Source organism: Chryseobacterium sp. Y16C (assembly GCF_022488405.1).
Taxonomy (GTDB): domain Bacteria; phylum Bacteroidota; class Bacteroidia; order Flavobacteriales; family Weeksellaceae; genus Chryseobacterium; species Chryseobacterium geocarposphaerae.
Window position 1 is genome coordinate 3,680,728 of record NZ_CP092711.1, and the last position, 17,869, is coordinate 3,698,596.

The window sequence follows — 17,869 nt, forward strand, 5'->3', positions numbered from 1 at the left end:
TTTAACATTTTTCCAAAACAATTGCTGCATTACACCCGCCAAAACCTGAAGCCGTTTTCAGAATATATTTAATTTCCGCAGGTTGGTTTTCTTTAATAATATTCAAAGGTTGGGAAGTCCCCGTTTCTTCGAAATTTTTAGACGGAATTAAAGTATTTTGTAACGCGCTTTCCATGGAAATAATGCTTTCCAATAATCCCGATGCGCCTAAACAGTGTCCATAATAACCTTTCATGCTATTCAAAGGAACATTTTGCAATTCCACCCTGTTGAAAGCGATGGCTTCCATTTCGTCGTTATATATTGTTGCTGTTCCGTGTGCAGAAATAAAATCAATTTTTTCTGTCGAAACATTAGCTTCTGTTATTGCATTTTTAATGCTTGCAAACAATCCGTCACCGGTTCTTGATGGTCCCGAAATATGGTTTGCATCATTAATTGCTGAATCTCCTAAAATTTTAAAACTAAATTTTTCGCTTTGTGAGATTCTTCCTTCGTCAGAATGACAGCCTGTTATATAAACTGCCGCTGTGGCTTCGCCAATATTGATTCCATCACGGTTTTTATCGTAGGGTTTACAAATTTCGGTTCCGATTGCCTGAAAAGAATTGAAACCTGAAATTACAAACTCAGAAATTTCGTCTCCGGCAATGACAAAAGCATCTTTATATTTTCCCGCTTGAATCATATTTTTGGCAACAGCAATCGCCATCACTCCCGAAACACAAGCATTAGAAACCACAATCGGTTTTGCTTTAAATCCGAAGAAGTCAGCAATTTTTTGAGCTAAATTGGAAAGAAAAACGCCTTCCGGTAAAGTCTTCTGGTTTTTTAATAAACTGATATTTCCTTTTGTTGTTGATAAAATAAAAGCCGTTTCGTCTGAAATCTGATGTTTTTCAACCAAAGGTTTTAAACTCAACAAAAACATTTTTTCAAGCCTTGTGAATTCCGTACTGTCATTCTGAGCGGAGTCGAAGAATCTATTAAATTCTTCGTTCAGTTTTTCGGAATCAATCATCGAAGCGTAAAACGGATCCTGATTTTCTATGATTTTATGTAAAGCTACGCCGGATTTTCCTTCCAAAAGAGCATTCCAGTTCGAAGAAACATCAAAACCTAAAGGCGTGACGCAGTTGTAATCTGTGATGTAAATTTCTTTCTTCATTATAATCCCATTTTATCTTTCCAGGCCTGAAAAAACTCAGGATTATACAAACATAAATTATTCTCAGAATCCAGGAAAACCTGAATGGTTTCTCCCGAACAGACCAATTTATTGTCTTCGTTAAAAAGCTCGTATCTGTAAATTAATTTCGCAGAATTTGAATTCACGAAAGTGGTTACAATTTTAAAGGTTTCCCCGTATTTTAAAGGAAGAAAATGTTCACAGGTACTTTTTACGATCGGTGTAACGTAACCCGCTTTCTGAATATCAAGATACGTCAAACCATGCTGTCTTCCGAAAGCTTCTCTTCCGTCTTCAAAATACACGATGTAATGTCCATGCCAGACAATTCCCAACGGGTCTGTTTCGTTGAACCTTACGCGAACTTCCTCTGTACAAGTTAAATTTTCTTTAGACTGCATTTTGTTTTCTTTCGTAAAATAATGAAATAGCGACCATGGCTACATAAAATAAAAATAAGAAAGTGATTTCTTTCGCAATTCCGCCGATTCCGCTGTTTCTTAAAATGATATCGTAGTACGCATTCAAGCCCCAGTTCATAGGAGAGAATTTGGCTATGGTCTGCATAAATTCAGGCATCAAAAATACCGGAACCCAGATTCCTCCGACAGCTGCCAAAACGACAACCGAAGTTGCCCCAAATGGCGCAGACTGTTCCTGTGTATCGGCAACTGTTCCCAATAAAACACCAAATCCAATCGCTGCCAAACCTGAGAATAAGGTCACAATAATAAGCTGGAACATTTTTCCAGTCACGTCAAATTGCGGTAAATCCATGTATGGGAAAAGGTAAATTCCCACAGCAACCATCAGTAAAAACTGAATGACACAAATGATAAGATAAGTAAATGTTTTTCCTAAAATATGGATAAAATATGGAGTCGGACTGATTCTCGCTCTCACGCTTGTTCCCTGACTTTTTTCTTTAACTAAATTAATAGACAAAGGAACCACAATAAAGAAAATGGCAAATAAAGCCCAAGCCGGAACGTTGTGCTGAACGGAATTCGGCATGATATTCATGTTGCCTTTTTTCGGAGTGATTTCTTTAAAGCTGATTAAATTTTTATTTTCTTCCAAATTTTCTGTCGTTCCCAGCTGATCCTGGAAAGCTTTGTAAATCTTTTTATTTTCGATCTCAAAAACCATTTTGTTCACAGCATTCATCACATTGTTTTTGAAGCCGATATTGGTTGCCGGATCGAAATATAAATGAATATCTTTCGCTTTTGAAACCGTTTTCTTCACGGCGGAAGAATCCGTTTCCAAACCAAATGAGCTGACGATGGTCTGAACTTTAGAATCAATATTTGAATTGATATCTTTCGTTAAATTTTCGGGGATGACAATCGCCATTTGATAATCACCGCCAAAAACGGCGTCCTGAGCGGATTTTTCCGTAAAATTGGTCAGTAACTCGAATGTTTTGCTGCTTTCGAGCTCCTGTTTTATATTTTTCGAAACTTCTGACTTGTCATTATCAATAAAAATAATCGGAATTTTTGAGCCTTCCAGATTTTTAAACGTAGAATCCTGAATCAAGGTAATCGTGATAATCAGCAATAAAGGCATGACGAAAATAATGACGATTCCTCCGATATCTCTTTTCAGCAAAAGGATTTCCTTAACGAAACTTCTCCACAGTTTATACAACAACATCTCTTAATTCTTTTCCGGTTAATGAAATGAAAACATCTTCTAAGTTTTCGGCATTTGTTACTCTGTTCACCAATTCTTCAGGGGTTCCTACCGCATGAATCTTTCCATGATCAATGATGGCAATTTTTGTACAGAATTCCTCTGCTTCTGAAAGGTGATGAGATGTATAAATGATACAGGTTCCTTTTTTATTCAGCTCTAAAAGATGATCAATGATGGCTTTTTTTGACTGAACATCAACACCAACAGTTGGTTCGTCAAGGAATAAAACTTTAGGATTATGAAGGGTTCCCGCGATCAGATTGCAGCGACGCTTCATCCCTCCGGAAAACTGTTCTACTTTTTTATCTGCAAATTTTGATAAACCCATGATTTCCAAGGATTCATCAATCGCATTTCTTAATTTTTTATGGCTTAAACCGTACAGACTTCCGAAGAACATCAGATTTTCTTTAGCGGTCAAGGTTGGATACAAAGCATATTCCTGTGGAACGATTCCGATGATTTGTCTTAATTTAAAACCATCTTTTTGAGGAGACAACCCATTGATTTTAAAGCTTCCTGATGTAGGTTTTATCAATCCCGAAAGCATAGAAATCAATGTTGTTTTTCCCGCTCCGTTTGGACCGAGAATTCCGTAGATTTCGTCTTTTTCGATATTCAACGAAATATCATTCACAGAAAACTCTTCTGCATTTTTATATTTTTTATATAAATTTTTAATCTCAATAAAGTTCTCCATTTAGATCGCTTTTCTCAGTTTTTTATAGAAAGCTTCTTCCAGATCTGCGATATGAAGCATTGTTTTCGAAAGCTGGTTATAGATATCGCTTTTTGAATTTCTGTTTTTGTAAACTCTGGCAATATCCACCGCAAAATCTCTCCAAAGATCACCGATTGCTGTAATTTCTTTGGAAAGTTCTCTTAATTCATCATTTTTAAGGATCACCGCAGCTTCTTGTAAGAAAGCTCCGTAAATAAATCTGAAACCACCGCCTCCGGTTCCGATTTCTTCCTGCATTCTGATCAATTGTCCCAAATAATGATTGGTGGTTTTTGTCCCTTTTTTTGCAGCCCATTTCGGGATGCTTTTTGCGACCCAACGCATGGCTTTTACCCCAATGATTGGAACAGGAGCCAACATGTTTTTACAGGTATCTTTAATCCCTTTTTTGATCGCTTCTTCCAGATTTACATTTTCGGGAATGTAAGTAGGGTAGTACATATGACCTTTCGGCGGAAGAGCGCCTTTTGCATATCTTACTTTCTCAAGTTCGGCTTCTGTAAGCGTTGTTGTGTAATCCATCACAGGATCACTGATCAGAAATTTTCCGTCTTCTTTTCCGTAAACAACTAAGTTGTGGGCGTTGAAGTGGAATTTATATTCTTCAGGAAAATAAGTAAGATTGAAAACTCCTACCTGAAGTCCTGTCGGGATATTATTTTCTAAATTTTTTTCCAGCGCTTTTTGGGCTTCTGCCGGATTAGAGAATTTAATTCTTTTAATTTTTATTCCAAGTCTTTTTGCCGCTTTGCTGAAAATCGCACCTGGCATCGGGCGATAGCTGAAACCGGGAGCGAAATTCACTTTTAAAAAAGGAAGATACACAAAGAACAATCCGGAACCGATTCCGAAAATCATGGGTTCGCTGAGTTTTAACCCTTTGTTTAATAGTAAATTGGAGGCGACACCGTTTTCGCAATGTGCGGTCTGATGGTGTTCAAAATTAAGTTTCATTTTTTCTTATCTCTTTTTATCGCGGATAACTTTGCTAAACCTCATAGGTTTCAAAAACCTATGAGGTTTGATTTACTTACCGTTAAAGTTTTTTAATTCATCTACTGAAATTCCGAAAGCATCGGCATATTTTTTCAGTACGGACTCGCTTAGTGTTTTAAAAATTTTTGGTTTTGCATGTCTTTTTACCCGCCATTGCCACATTCCGACATAGGCTGCAAGAACTTGTAAGTCCATTTTATTCAGTTCCATGAAATAAATGATAGGGCTTACTTTATTGTTGGCAACATCTTGTTTCGCTTCTTCAATTCTTTCATGAATCAGCTCCATCGATTCTTCGAGTGCTGCTTTTTTGGCGTCCCAGCCGATGCTGTTGGCTGTGGTGTAATTATCATTTTCGTCGGTTACATACAACACTTCGGTCATGTTGGCTGACTTCAGATTACTTTCGTCCTGAGGAAGGTCTTGTTTTTTCATTGGTTTAGTGTTTTACTTCTTGAATAAACAAATTAATTTCAGCCCGTATCAACAATTCATCATTGTTAAATGTCTCGCAGAAGATATGGCAGATGTTTTCAAACTGAGAAATCAAAGAAGCTTTTGAAATGATCTTATCACCCACTTTCGGTAATGCAAAGACTTCAATTTTCTTAATATTGGTAATGAAACCGATTACCTTTGTGTCTGCATCAGGATTTTCGAAGAAACTTTGTCCGAGAATGGATGAGCAGGTCTGTGCTAGATTTTCTATCAAACCTGCTTCAACGAATTCATTATTGTGAACAAAAATGTTGTCTTCTTTTATTTCAAAGGAAGTAATCACATTTTTTGGGGTTAATTCCAAAATATAATCTGCCATTAACATCGGTTCGCGATGCGGCAAAAAGTTGTGGATATTGATGATATTTTCTTCCTTGATTTCCATTCTATTTATTTTACCAAACCTCATAGGTTTCAAAAACCTATGAGGTCTATTAAAGTATAAATTACATTACAACCGTTTTCATCTGTGATTTTGCAATCACTTCATCGTTGATCTTTGTTACAATATCGACTAAAGTCACACCCATCATTTCATTAATGATGGATACTTCTGAAGTTAATTTATCTCCCAATTTCGGTAACTGTATGGCTTCAAAAGTTTTGATAGCACCAATGTAACCGGTTGGAGCTTCTTTTCCCAGCAAATAATATTTGTAGCCCGTGTGCAAAGCAACACTTTGCGCCTGATGCTCCACCAAACCTGAAGCCTGAAAAATTCCGTCCTGAACAAAAATATTTTCCTCTTTTATTTCAAATCCTGAAACCAGATGATTTTCAGAGTATTCTGTAATGCTGTTTACCATTACAAAAGGAAATCGTTGCGGAATTAAGCTTTCCACAAAGTTTTGGTCAGATGTTGGTAATTTGTTGTCCATTAGCAAACCGTTAACAAAGCACATGAATATGCGAATCTTCCACTCTCAGGAACACAGAGAAGTACTTTTTCTCCTTTTTTCAGCTTTCCTGAATTCATTAATTCTTCCACAGCGATGAAGATTGATCCGGCACCGATGTTTCCAACTTCAGAAAGATTGTAGAACCATTTTTCCCAAGGGAAATCTAAACCTACATTGGCAAATTCTTCTTTTAGCCCTTCTTTAAAATATCCTGAGGAAATATGCGCCAAAACATGGTCTACAGTTTCAGGATCTAAGTTATGCTTATCAAAAGATGATCTTAAACTTTCAGCACCTTTTACCAGAATATATTTATCTAAAATTTTTGTGTCTTGTTTTAATGCAAAAATCGACTGCTTCAACCATTCGTCTGATGGGTAATCTGCCCAGGATTTCAGGCTTCCGTCTTCCTGCTTTTCGCAACCAGCGTACATACAAGCTTCGATCTCGTGAGCGTAAGAATAGAAATCGATCCATTCTACTTTTAAATTCGTTGCGTTTTCTCTTGGTTTATTTTCCAATAAGAAAGCTCCGGCTCCGTCAGAAAGCATCCATCTCAGGAATTCTCTTTTGAAAGCGATGATCGGTCTTTCTTCAAGCAAAATTAAATTTTCTGCTTCATGGTTGAACTTATCTGCAGTCATCCAGGCCGACATTCTTTCAGAACCTGCACAAACAGCTTTTTCCTGAACTCCTGCTTTCACGGAAAGGAATCCGTAGTTCAGAGCATTCATCCCAGAGTTGCAAAGTCCTGTTGCGGTATTAATTTCAATAGATCTTCCGATGTTGAGCTCACCATGAACCATTGAAGCGTGGGAAGGCTGAATCTGATCGGGTGATGTTGTTCCGACAGACAATAATTTCATGTCTTCCTTTTTGAAATTTTCATCAAAAAGTCCCTCAATCGCTTTTGCTGTGATCTGAGCATTCGTATGAGTAGGGTTTCCTTCTTTGTCTAAAGCATAATATCTTGTCGTAATTTTATTATTTCTTAAAATAAGTGCTTTTGCTTTAGATTTTGCGCCATTTATATAACCAAGATACGTTTCCATTTCGTCATTAGAAACCGGCTCATTGGGTAAGTATTTTGATGCTTTTGTTATAAATACGTCGTACATTCTATTTTAAATTAATTCCTTGTAAATATTCTCTTTGTTTTTTTCTTTTCAACCAAAAAATTGGTGTTGTCAACAGGTGTAAAACCAATACGATAGGTGAAATGATCCATATCGCAGCCATCAAATATACCTTAAAGAATTTGATAAGCAATGGTCGTTTTTCTTTTTTCTTGATAATCAGGTTGGACCAGATGGTGAAGATTTTGTTTCCTACTTTTTCCACTCTTACTAAAAATGCACGGATCTCTATTGCTCCGTTTTTTACCAAATCGGGCTGTAAACCTTCAAAATCATTATTCTTAAAGTGGGTTTCAATAATTTTTCCATATTTCACAGCGCCATTAATCTCTTCATCCGAAACTCCGGCTGCGGGAAGTAATCCTGATTTTTCTTTTTGTCCGCCAATCATCCAACGAATCACCGTCAGAACACTTGTATAGTTGTCATGTCTGTCTACTAAAGCAATGTTTCCTATTAGTTTAGCTTGCAGGTCTTTTAAATACACTTTCAGTTTTTCCTGAGAGAGCATCCACATATTTCTTGTTCCGGAAACGGTAACAACAGGGGTGTCTTTCAGGATTTTTTCTGCATAGCCGCTTTTTAAAAATGAAATAATGGGGATGGAAGGAGTTAAATACCAAACCTGATATCCGAAAATAACAAGGTCATATTTTGTATTCAATACCTCATCAGGTGGAGGAAGAATTTCACTTGGGATCTGTAAATACGACTCAGGAAATGTATTAAAGAATACGTCATTCGGCCACGGAAAAGGAAAGTCCTTTTTCATTTTAATATTATAATACGTAACATGATACTCGTCTTTTTTGTCTTCGAAAGGACGGGCTATGTTCTTTACAATATCTTCGAGCTGACCTGTCTGAGTATAATATAGTACAAGAATATTCTTCTTCATGTGTTTTGTTATTATTTACAAAAATATGTTTTTCAGTGGTATATTATGTATGTCTATATATTTTTATTGATGCTGAACCGAATTCCAAGGTATAATTTTCATGTTCTAAAGAAAAATTTTCTTCGCAAATAAATATAATTTTCTTAGGAAGTTCTTTTAAATGCCTAAGATCAAAAGAATCTGCAGAGATCAGAACCGTATCAATTTCTTTGTTAATTTCTGAGAAATCGTTGATGTACTTGATTTTTCTCTGCTTTACTATATAGCTGTGCTTTGCAATTTCGCATTTTTCCGGATCACCAATAAAGCTGAATATCCTTCTGCCTGCCTGTTGGAGTGTCAGTAAAATATCTTTTTGACCGTAATCATTGGCAATGTGAAGAATATTTCCGTCTTTTGGAAGGTGTTTGTTCAGTTCAAAATATACCGATTTGTTTTTATTAAAATCGTCCTTTATTTCTTTTACAACTTCAGTATCCTTATATAAAAAGCTTAGAAATAGTTTCTTTTTAAAATAGTTTTCATCTTCCAGTTCATTTCTGAGTTTTGAAAACTCCTCTCTGAAATAAGCATTTATCTTTTTTGTCCTTTCCGAATATGTTTTTCCGAAATTAAGGTCATCTTTATGAATTCGCTCACCGATTTTTACGGTAATAGCTCCGTCGTAGATAATGAAATCTCCTTTTGGTAATACCTCGGAATTTCCATGGATGTAGACAGGAACAACATCTAACCCAAATTCTTCTGCAATATAAAATGCTCCTTTATGAAATCTTTTTACATCATTGGTGTAAGAACGTTCTGCTTCCGGGAATACAACTAAAGAATAGCCTTGTGCTACTTTTTCTTTCAGCTGGTTCATACCGTTTTCGATGCCTTGAGAAACAGGATAAAATCCGAGAGCTCTTACCATCCTTCCGAAAATTGGAGAGTTATACACCCAGTCATTGACTAAGTAAATAATTTTGTGGTTAGCCATTGCCAGAACAAGCGTGTCAAGGAAAGAAGTATGATTGGCTATGATGACGGCAGGTTTGCTGAAATCTTCATTCGGGTTTCTGATCAGTCTCTTTTTTACAAACGGATTCGTATGTAAAACGGAAACTAAAAATTTAGCCATGATCAATTTGATGAGCTCTAACGTTTTTCCTTTAGAATTTTTTGCAAAAATGCTTCCGAATGCTGAGAAAATTAATCCCCCCAATCCGTAATATAAAAAGGAGAGAACAGAATTGACGAATAATCTGAAAGTAATCGGTGAAAGTCCTTTTTTTGCTCTGTTTGTAATCAGTAACCTAAACCAGAACGGATATAATGTTGAGGTAATAATAATTACAGAAAACATCCCAATTAATGCTACCAAAGCCAAAGAATGTAATGCAGGATGTTTAGCAAAAATCAAAGAGCCGATAGAAAGTACTGTGGTAAAAACAGCCAGAATAATAGATGTTCTGTATGTCGGAAGTTCATTTTTTCCTGTGGTGTGCTCTTTCTGCATGGCCTGAGTAAGGAAAATGCTGAAATCATCTCCTACTCCGAAGACCAGAGTACAAACAACGGTACTGAAAATATTAAGTTCTAATCCTAAAAAGTAAAGAATTCCTGCAGTGACAACTCCTGTCAAAACAATGGGAAACATTGTGAGAACTGTCAGTTCAAAATTTCTGAAAAACACAATGATCGTCAAAATAATGGCAAGCAAAGAATAATTGATCAGGGTATTAAAATCCCTTTTCAATAACCCTAAAAAGTTTTCATTCATCTGTTGGCGGTCGATTGCTAACGCATCATGATTTTTTTCAACATCTTTGATGAAGGCATCTCTTTTTTTATCATCTACCTTTACAACATTTGAAACGGTGTAAAAGCCCTTTTCATTACTTAAAAACTCAGAAATCTGTAGAGCTTTTACTTTTTCGTAGTCTTTTAAGGTTAGAGTAGAGTAGCTTTTGTTTAAATTTTCATTGAACTGATCAAATGCCGAACTCTTGAATCCAAATTGATTTCCGTTCTTTATTAATTCAGAAATTGTTTGGTTTTTCTTATGGGTATCCCAGAACCTTTTCCAGTCCTCAATCTTTCGTTGCTGATCCTTTTCTGATAAAACAACATTTCCCAGGGAATTATAGCTTAAAATTTTTCCCTCTTTCTTTTCTTTTTCTAAAAATTGACTCAATTGAGAGTTTCTGGCTAAAGCTTCATTTTCCGAATTTCCATAAGAAATTGTATAAATGGATTTTGAAGTAATATCTGAAAGTTTCTGAAGTTTTGCTTCACTTATTTTTAAATCTTTCGGAATATAATTTAAATCTCCGATATCTTCATTAAAGCCAACATGCCGGAAACCGAAAAGACAGATTAAAATAATCGCGGAGCAGCCGATAATCAAAGGTTTGTTTTTTTCATAAGGATAAGAACCTATTTTGTCGATGAAATTGGAGTTAACCGCTTTTTCTGTTGTCTACGGCTTGTACAATTGAGGAACAATGATCAGCGCCGTAATGGATGATAAAATAACTGTAATGGCAGCAAAGAGCCCCAAATCTTTTAAAGCTTCTGAGCGTACAAAAACGAGGCACAGAAATGAAACTGCCGTCGTGGCGCTACTTAAAATAATAGGCTGTGTGATTTCTTTGTATAGCTCTTCAATATTGTTATTGTGCTTATAGTGTGTTAAAATATGAAGCGCATAATCGATGGTGATTCCTATTAATATGGCTCCTACACTTAGAGATATGGCTGAGATTTTATCTTTAATAAAGTATAAAATCAGTAATGCGAGTAAAACAGAGAAAACGGTGGGCAGGAAAACAATGATTGGCGTAAATACATTTCTGAAATAATAAATCAACAAAAGTAAAAGTACCGTCATAGAAATAATGACTGTATTCTGAATGTCTTTTTTGATTTGCTGGGCATTGGCAACGGCAATAACCGGTGATCCGAAATAACCGATTTCCGTTTTTCCTTTGAATTGTTTGTTGAGGTTATCTTTTATTTCATTCAGTTGATTAATAAACGCTTCATTATTTTTGGTTTCATTGCTTTTATTTTTCGGATCTATGAAAAGAAGAAGGTTTTTTCCGTCTTTGGTAATGATGTAATTATCTTCAAGCTTAAAATCTTTACTGATATTAAGGGCGTTCAGTTTTTTGATCCCTAAAAAAGTAATCCCTAGCGGATCTTTTTTAATGAAATCTTTGGTGACAAGGCTTGTGGGGGAAACAAGAGAAATATAATTGTTTTCAACCTGTTTTGCTATGCTGTCTTTTTGAAGCTTCCTTTCAATTTCTTTATAATCGTTTTCGTTTAAGAATAAGGGAAGGTTCTGATTCACAAAATCAAAGGTTTCCGAAATCTCATTGTTGTTCACTTTTCCCTGGACCGAACCAATGTATTTTTGCAAAGGCTCAATTTTAGTTAAAAAAGAATCGGCAGTTTCCGAAAGCTGAAATTGATCTTCTTTGGACTTATTTTCAATAATGACAATGATTTTATCTGAAAAATTAAGTTGTTTGAGAACTTTTGCAGTAAGATCTGATTTTTCATTTTTAGGAATTATCTGGTTGATATCTTCTTCGAAATTGATTTTTGAAGCGAAAAAAACGCATAAAACTGCTATTCCCGCTGCAACAACTACAGAAAGAATCTTATTTTTTGATATGAGATAATATAAAAATATGAAGAAACGATGCATTACATTATAAAATCAAGTTTGCAAATTTAAATTTTTAAGAGGGAGTTCAAAATTTTTATAAAGAAAGTTTGATTTGAAAATCAATAAAATATTTATAGCCCGAATGAAAAAAACTTATACTTTTGCAAATAATGTCTTTGCAGAGAGACTTTGAAACAAAATCATTCTAATTCGAGGAACTGTTTTGTATGCATAAACTGTTTGATGAAAAAATAAATGACTTTTTATTTGTCATAATTTTCCCTTTCCTTCTTTTATTCATGGCATATTATGGCTTTGAATCTTCTTATGTGAATATGAAGATGTGGGAGAAAGCGCCGGATTTTATGTTCTCTTCAGTATATGCTTATCGTGTTATTCCTAATTATTTAAGTGTTCATGTGGCTGAAATTTTTACTGAATTGGTAAACGGATTTCCGGGGCTGAAATTTTTTCTTCTAAAACATGGAAGCTTGTTTTATCATAGCGTTTTTGTTGTAAACAGCTTATTTTTTGTTTTGTCTTCTGTGCTTTTATATTTTATTTTTAAATTTAATCCTTCTGTTTTTTTTCAGGATATCAGAATAAAAAGGATTGCACATTTGCTCGCTGTTTTTTTTATTGTAATCACGCAGTATGTGCCGACAAATTGTGATATCATAGCGATTTTCTTTTATCTTCTCGGAATTTTATTGAGTTTAAAATACTTTAAACACAAAAAGGGCATTGATTTTTTATTACTGCTTGCCTTGATTTTTGTCTCAACCTTTGTAAGGGAAACGGCTTGTCTTAATATTGCTTTCTTTGCAGCTCTTTTTGTGAATATGAATAAGCTGGATTTTACCTGTGTAAAAGAAATTGCTTTTCTTGTTATTGCTTTTTTGTTGCCTTACTTTGGGTTAAAATTTTTTATTTCTCAGCATGTTTCCTTTGCGGAAGGTGTTTATTTGGGCAAAAATTTTACAAGTCCTTTTAATTTGGCTGGTTTATGCTTTGGGATTTTGGGTTTGTATTTCGTGCTTCAGCTTTGCTCTTTGGACCAACAAATTATTTTAAAAAAATATCTTCTTTTTTCCTCTCCTTATATCGTAATGATTGCTTTTGTAGGGCTTTTCTGGGAAACGAGACTTTTTATACCTTTACTCCTGACCGGCTTTGTAGTAGCTTCTCATGAGTTGAAAAAATATCCTGCCGCTTCATGAGTATCCTGCATCCATATTATCTTATTGCCATTATTTATATGATGATTTTCAGCTTTCAGGAAGTGTTTTCCAAAAGAGTTGATAAAAAGTGGCTTTGGTTTTTGGGAATATATCTTATGATTATAGCCGGACTTAGGGATCAGGTAGGGCCGGACTATGGAAGTTACCGTGGGATTTATATCTATTCGGGCACAAAAGATTATGTAAGCATTTTTATGAAGGCTCTTAATATGGAAGGGCCGCAACCTATGGAGCTGGAATGGCTTTTTGTGTTGATCAATAAGATCATGCTTAATGTTTTTAACGCGCCTTTTTACATGCTTACGTTTGTAATAGCCATATTCACGATCATTTTTAAAATAGACTACGTTGAGGATAATACTTTTTATCCGTTTACTTTTATGCTGTTTATGTTTATCCCTGGCTTTTTCATTGGAGAAAGCGGACAGATCAGGCAGTGTTTGGGGTCATTCATCGTCTACTTTGCTATCAAATTTATAAAACAGCGGAAATTATTTTATTACCTTCTGTTTATTTATATAGGAGCCGGAATTCACAATGTTTGTTACGTGTTTTTACCAATGTATTGGTTGGTTCGCGTTCCTTTGAATAAGACCTGGATGTTGATTCTTATAGTTACTTCTATAATTCTTTCTCCTTTTGAGGTCTATCGTGTTTTTGGTGATTTCTTGACGAGTATTGCTTCTCAAAGTGAGCTGGTGGAAGGTTTTAACGGATATATTGATGAAACAGTGCAACGACTGAACGGAGGATTTGGAATTCCTGAGGTAATGATGGCTATTCTTACCTTTTTCCTTTTCTTTTTCGATACAAAAATGAAAGAGAAGTTTCCCTACTATGAGTATCACCGTAATTATGCGGTTGTAGGCATCTGTTTTTATTTTATTTTTAGAAATAACCCAATTTTCTCTTCTCGTCTTGCGGGTGCATTTATTGGCTTTTCTTATATTATTATTCCAAATGCAATGTATGTTGCTTCTGAAAACACCAAAAAAACAATTTATACGTTCATTATAGCTTTGGTGATGTTCAACTTTATTGTTTTCTCGAGTTTTAAAAATATTGTAAATGGTAGATTTACCATTGAGCAGTATAAAAATCATCTCTTACCATAAATTTCCGCTTTTGGCTTTAAATAGGGCGATGCGTAATGTATCGCTTTTTTTATTTTGTTTATTTGGATTAAAATTAATCTTGAATTGCTTGTTTCTGTGTAATATTATTATATTTTTGCATTCGAACATGGATGGTGAATAATTTATTAGTAAACGTATATTTTTATTTTTTGTTTAAACTAAATATGCTAATTTTTAATTATTAATAATTTTTACCATTTATGATTTTGAAACTTGTAAAATTCACTTTATTGAGAATAATAAGTTTGGAAAATATAAAGCTTATTCGGCTGATAGCTTTATTCGCAATGTTTTTGATTCCTATTCCTGGTTTTTCTTCTATAAAAAATGACTCTTTAAAATTGATGATTTCAAAAGAGTTTGAGTATGGAACAGGAATTTCAGCAAAGCAAAAAAATCAATATTCTAAGACTTTATTGAAAGATTGGACAAAAGCTCCCAATAGTTATGTTTTTGATCCGAATTCTTCCTATGGAGGTATTTATATTCCAGTGAAAAAGGCGTATGCGATCTGGCAGACGAATTCTTTTTTGGGAACATCCGGAGTACCTTCAGGTAATGTTACGGCAGATGTTTTGTGGGAAGATGTTCACGGTTTGATAAAAGCCAATACAAATTATAGTCTGGAAATAATTGGGGCCGGAGAAGATGCGAAGATCAAAATTCCTATTAATAAGTCGAAAGAAGGTAATGCTGTGATTGCGTTTAGGGTAAATGGAGTTATTTTCTGGTCTTGGCATGTCTGGGTTACGGAAGATCCTAGTAACGGATCAACCTATAAAAGCTTTCCGGGAGTTAAAAGAAAAAGAAATGACGGAACTGTGGAGGTAATTCCGGATTCAGAATGGAAGTGGATGGACCGGAATTTAGGAGCTGTCAGCAATTCTATCACGGGAACGGAATGGAATAGGAATGGAGGATTACTGTATCAGTGGGGAAGAAAAGATCCTATTCCTCCTTTGGTAATGAAAGGCGGGGATTTTTATGAAGTTTCCGGGACGATAGGCAGAATTCGTCACAGGGCAGCCAAAAACTTTGATAATGCAACGAATTTCGATAACCTCCGACAATTTGTTCTGCTTTCAAATGCTACCGTAAACAATAATATCCAGCTTTCTGTAAAAAATCCGTTAAGCTTAATTTACGTAAACAAGGACGATAATTCGGGACCTGCATATTACAATAATAACACAAACCTGATGGTAAACTGGTTTGGGAAATCTTCTATGTTAACTGATAATAAATTGACTGAACTCAATTTATGGTCAGATAATTCCGAAGGTAAAATCATAACTGATTACAATAATCCTGATAATGCAGCGGTATACAAAGACAAGTCATCTTTTGATCCTTGTCCGAATGGATGGAGAATTCCTTCTATGTTAACCGCGAATTTAGGTTCGGCATCTTATGTAGATGATATTCGTATAGATTTTTCTCCTTTTGGGTTGCAAACCAGTTTAGGAAAAGATGTTTTTGAATCTAACGGATATCATATCATCAAGCCAAGCAATACAAATGTTCCTTCGTTTTTACAAGGTGTAAAAGTATATCCCAATGTAGGTTTTGATTTTTCTAACGTAGGAGGAATGAATATGGGTGTTTTTCCGGGAACCGGCCAGTTAGCAATAGATTCTCAGGGAGGTCAATATACAGATCAGCATCATATGGGATTGTGGACGGCCACCATGGCGAGACATTTTGATGCTACTCCTGCTGTAGGTGCAAGATCGATGTTTATGATCTCGGACCAGTATCAGGCTGATGTACCGGATCCTTCCAAGCCTAATGTTAAAGGAAGATACTGGTATATGCCCACATCTGCGGTGAAAACATCGGATGCGAATGCTTGCAGGTGTATAAAAGATCCGCTATATGTAATCGACGATTATGACTTTCCAACTGAGTATTTCAATGCGCCTGTAGAATACGTAGAGGGTTTAAATAATCCTAATACTTATCAGATCGTAAAATCTGCTACTATGGCTACCGTTGAAATTCCTGTAAGTAAAGCATTTTCTGTACAAAGTCAGTTATTGGGAAATGAAGCAATTTTGAATACAACAAGCTTTAATAATTTAAAAGCCAATGTTCTGTGGACAACCAATACATCTTTGATAAATACGATAATCATAACAAATCCATCTCCGGGATCAGTTGCTGGATTAAGCAATTCCAAAATTGTTGTCAATATTAATCCCAACCAAAGTGGTAATGCGGTTGTGACATTGCATAATGGGAGTATCACCAATCCTGTGTATTGGTCATGGCATATCTGGGTAACAGATACTGCGCTGAATAGTTATATTTATACTACGGAACTTCCAGATGCTACAGCAACTAATTATGTAAACTATATTCCTAAAGGGGATATTTTGAAAACGGAATTCATGGACAGAAACCTTGGAGCTACCGATGCTTTTCCTCTGGTTGTTGATCCTTTGACTCCAACAGCAACTGAACTTGCAAAAATTCGGGCATCAACAGGGCTGCAGTATCAATGGGGAAGAAAAGATCCTATTCCATCATTTCAAAATGCTGATAACAGATCAAGTTATAATGTGTTTTTAGGAAGTGTTTCAACCAATGGAACAGTTGCTTATACTACGCTTACTCCGGCGGTTTATAATGATCTGGCCGGTAATTATATTGTTCCTTATAATACCTATTCAAATGCATCAAATGCAAATGTTTTATCTACCGACAGACCTTCGCAAAAAATTGCAAAAGTAATTTCTTATGCTGTAGGGCATCCTTTAGTGTATATGATCCCGAGTAGCTTTGCTCCTTATAATTCTTCTGTTCCCAATTATACCAACGGTACCGACTGGCTTTCAACAGAGCCTAATCTTGCTGCGGACAGATGGGGAAGGGGTGGTGAAAAATCTCCTTTTGACCCTTGTCCTACAGGATGGAGAATTCCTGATCTGACAGGGGTTGCCATAGTGAGTAATAAAGATTTTGGGATCTCTCCCTGGTATAAAAAAGATAAGAATGTAGCAACAAGTTATAGTGTGATTAATGATTATTTGGGAACCAGGGTTCGAAACAGTACTTCTACTACGATAGGGTATATGTATAATAATACCAGTTATCAGGTTGGGAACTATCCAAACTCGGGATCTAGAGGTTTTAGAAGTGTAACGGCCAATCAATCTGCTCAGGGAACATTTAATGTAAATAATTTCCAATATCCTGGAGTCTGGACAGATGCGCTGAATTCCAATTATATCGGAAGAGCAGTGAATATACTTTTTGATGCTGCATCAACTGCAAACCGGATGATTGCTTTTCATGATAATAATGATTCTTATTTTGGAATGAACTGTAGATGTGTGAAAATGAAATTTGATCAGAACGGTGAGGAGTTAGGAGTGATACCTAAAAATCAGGTCTCTGCAGGATTAGGCAGTTCTCCGGGTTTGGCAACGACTAATGTGGAAAAAAAAGAGGATGAGCTTGTTTTGTATCCCAACCCTGTTCATAATACTTTATTTATAAAAGGAGGTACAGACAAACTGTATCAGTTTCAGGTATATAATGCTGCCGGACAGCTTGTTTTGACGGGGCAGTTTAAAAATAATCAGGCGGATCTGTCAGGGCTTTCTCTTGGTGTGTATTTGGTGAAAATTAATAATGGGGAAATGATAACAAAGATTATTAAAAGATAGTTTAGCATCTTAATATATTTAGGAGAAACATATAGTATAAAATGTTTTTAAATTCATACTTTTGATTGAAAGGAATGTATAATTAAAAATAAAATGCTGTATGT

The 17,869-nt window shown here is 35.4% G+C and carries 15 protein-coding genes; 3 read left to right on the plus strand and 12 right to left on the minus strand.

The annotated features are described in order from the left end of the window. Position 1: 1 nt before the first annotated feature. From MKS83_RS16665 to MKS83_RS16720, 12 genes are all read right to left on the minus strand, one after another. Positions 2-1,168, minus strand: coding sequence for a beta-ketoacyl synthase N-terminal-like domain-containing protein (locus tag MKS83_RS16665; protein ID WP_240580533.1), 1,167 nt, complete (start codon positions 1,166-1,168; stop codon positions 2-4). Continuing rightward, positions 1,168-1,590, minus strand: coding sequence for an acyl-CoA thioesterase (locus MKS83_RS16670; RefSeq protein WP_240580534.1), 423 nt, complete (start codon positions 1,588-1,590; stop codon positions 1,168-1,170). The genes MKS83_RS16665 and MKS83_RS16670 overlap by 1 nt, the downstream gene beginning before the upstream one ends. Further along, positions 1,580-2,848 (minus strand): ABC transporter permease, encoded by a 1,269-nt coding sequence (locus MKS83_RS16675; RefSeq protein ID WP_240580535.1) that lies wholly within the window; start codon positions 2,846-2,848, stop codon positions 1,580-1,582. The genes MKS83_RS16670 and MKS83_RS16675 overlap by 11 nt, the downstream gene beginning before the upstream one ends. Continuing rightward, positions 2,835-3,590, minus strand: coding sequence for an ABC transporter ATP-binding protein (locus tag MKS83_RS16680; protein ID WP_240580536.1), 756 nt, complete (start codon positions 3,588-3,590; stop codon positions 2,835-2,837). The genes MKS83_RS16675 and MKS83_RS16680 overlap by 14 nt, the downstream gene beginning before the upstream one ends. Continuing rightward, positions 3,591-4,586, minus strand: a complete 996-nt coding sequence (locus tag MKS83_RS16685; RefSeq protein ID WP_240580537.1) for a BtrH N-terminal domain-containing protein — start codon at positions 4,584-4,586, stop codon at positions 3,591-3,593. A gap of 72 nt (positions 4,587-4,658) precedes the next feature. Next, positions 4,659-5,063: a hypothetical protein gene (locus MKS83_RS16690; protein ID WP_240580538.1), complete on the minus strand. Its 405-nt coding sequence runs from the start codon at positions 5,061-5,063 to the stop codon at positions 4,659-4,661. 4 nt (positions 5,064-5,067) lie between these two features. Further along, positions 5,068-5,511 (minus strand): ABC transporter permease, encoded by a 444-nt coding sequence (locus MKS83_RS16695; protein WP_240580539.1) that lies wholly within the window; start codon positions 5,509-5,511, stop codon positions 5,068-5,070. Between the two features lie 61 nt (positions 5,512-5,572). Then, positions 5,573-6,004: a hypothetical protein gene (locus MKS83_RS16700; RefSeq protein ID WP_240580540.1), complete on the minus strand. Its 432-nt coding sequence runs from the start codon at positions 6,002-6,004 to the stop codon at positions 5,573-5,575. After that, positions 6,004-7,143, minus strand: a complete 1,140-nt coding sequence (locus tag MKS83_RS16705; protein ID WP_100377823.1) for a beta-ketoacyl-ACP synthase III — start codon at positions 7,141-7,143, stop codon at positions 6,004-6,006. Before MKS83_RS16705 ends, MKS83_RS16700 begins: the two co-directional genes overlap by 1 nt. A gap of 1 nt (position 7,144) precedes the next feature. Beyond that, on the minus strand, positions 7,145-8,059 hold the full coding sequence (locus MKS83_RS16710; RefSeq protein WP_240580541.1) for a dialkylrecorsinol condensing enzyme DarA: 915 nt from the start codon (positions 8,057-8,059) through the stop codon (positions 7,145-7,147). 43 nt (positions 8,060-8,102) lie between these two features. Next, the gene (locus MKS83_RS16715; protein WP_240580542.1) at positions 8,103-10,448 is read right to left on the minus strand and encodes a 1-acyl-sn-glycerol-3-phosphate acyltransferase; all 2,346 of its coding nucleotides are present in this window, start codon (positions 10,446-10,448) and stop codon (positions 8,103-8,105) included. 72 nt (positions 10,449-10,520) lie between these two features. Continuing rightward, positions 10,521-11,756: an MMPL family transporter gene (locus tag MKS83_RS16720; protein ID WP_240580543.1), complete on the minus strand. Its 1,236-nt coding sequence runs from the start codon at positions 11,754-11,756 to the stop codon at positions 10,521-10,523. Between the two features lie 188 nt (positions 11,757-11,944). Between MKS83_RS16720 and MKS83_RS16725 the strand changes: the two genes are divergently transcribed. The 3 genes from MKS83_RS16725 (at position 11,945) to MKS83_RS16735 (ending at position 17,765) form a co-directional block, all read left to right on the plus strand. Continuing rightward, positions 11,945-12,937: a hypothetical protein gene (locus MKS83_RS16725; protein WP_240580544.1), complete on the plus strand. Its 993-nt coding sequence runs from the start codon at positions 11,945-11,947 to the stop codon at positions 12,935-12,937. After that, a complete protein-coding gene (locus MKS83_RS16730) occupies positions 12,934-14,073 on the plus strand; it encodes an EpsG family protein (RefSeq protein WP_240580545.1) in 1,140 nt (379 codons plus the stop codon). The genes MKS83_RS16725 and MKS83_RS16730 overlap by 4 nt, the downstream gene beginning before the upstream one ends. Positions 14,074-14,324: 251 nt before the next feature. Beyond that, on the plus strand, positions 14,325-17,765 hold the full coding sequence (locus tag MKS83_RS16735; protein ID WP_240580546.1) for a T9SS type A sorting domain-containing protein: 3,441 nt from the start codon (positions 14,325-14,327) through the stop codon (positions 17,763-17,765). Positions 17,766-17,869: the final 104 nt, after the last annotated feature.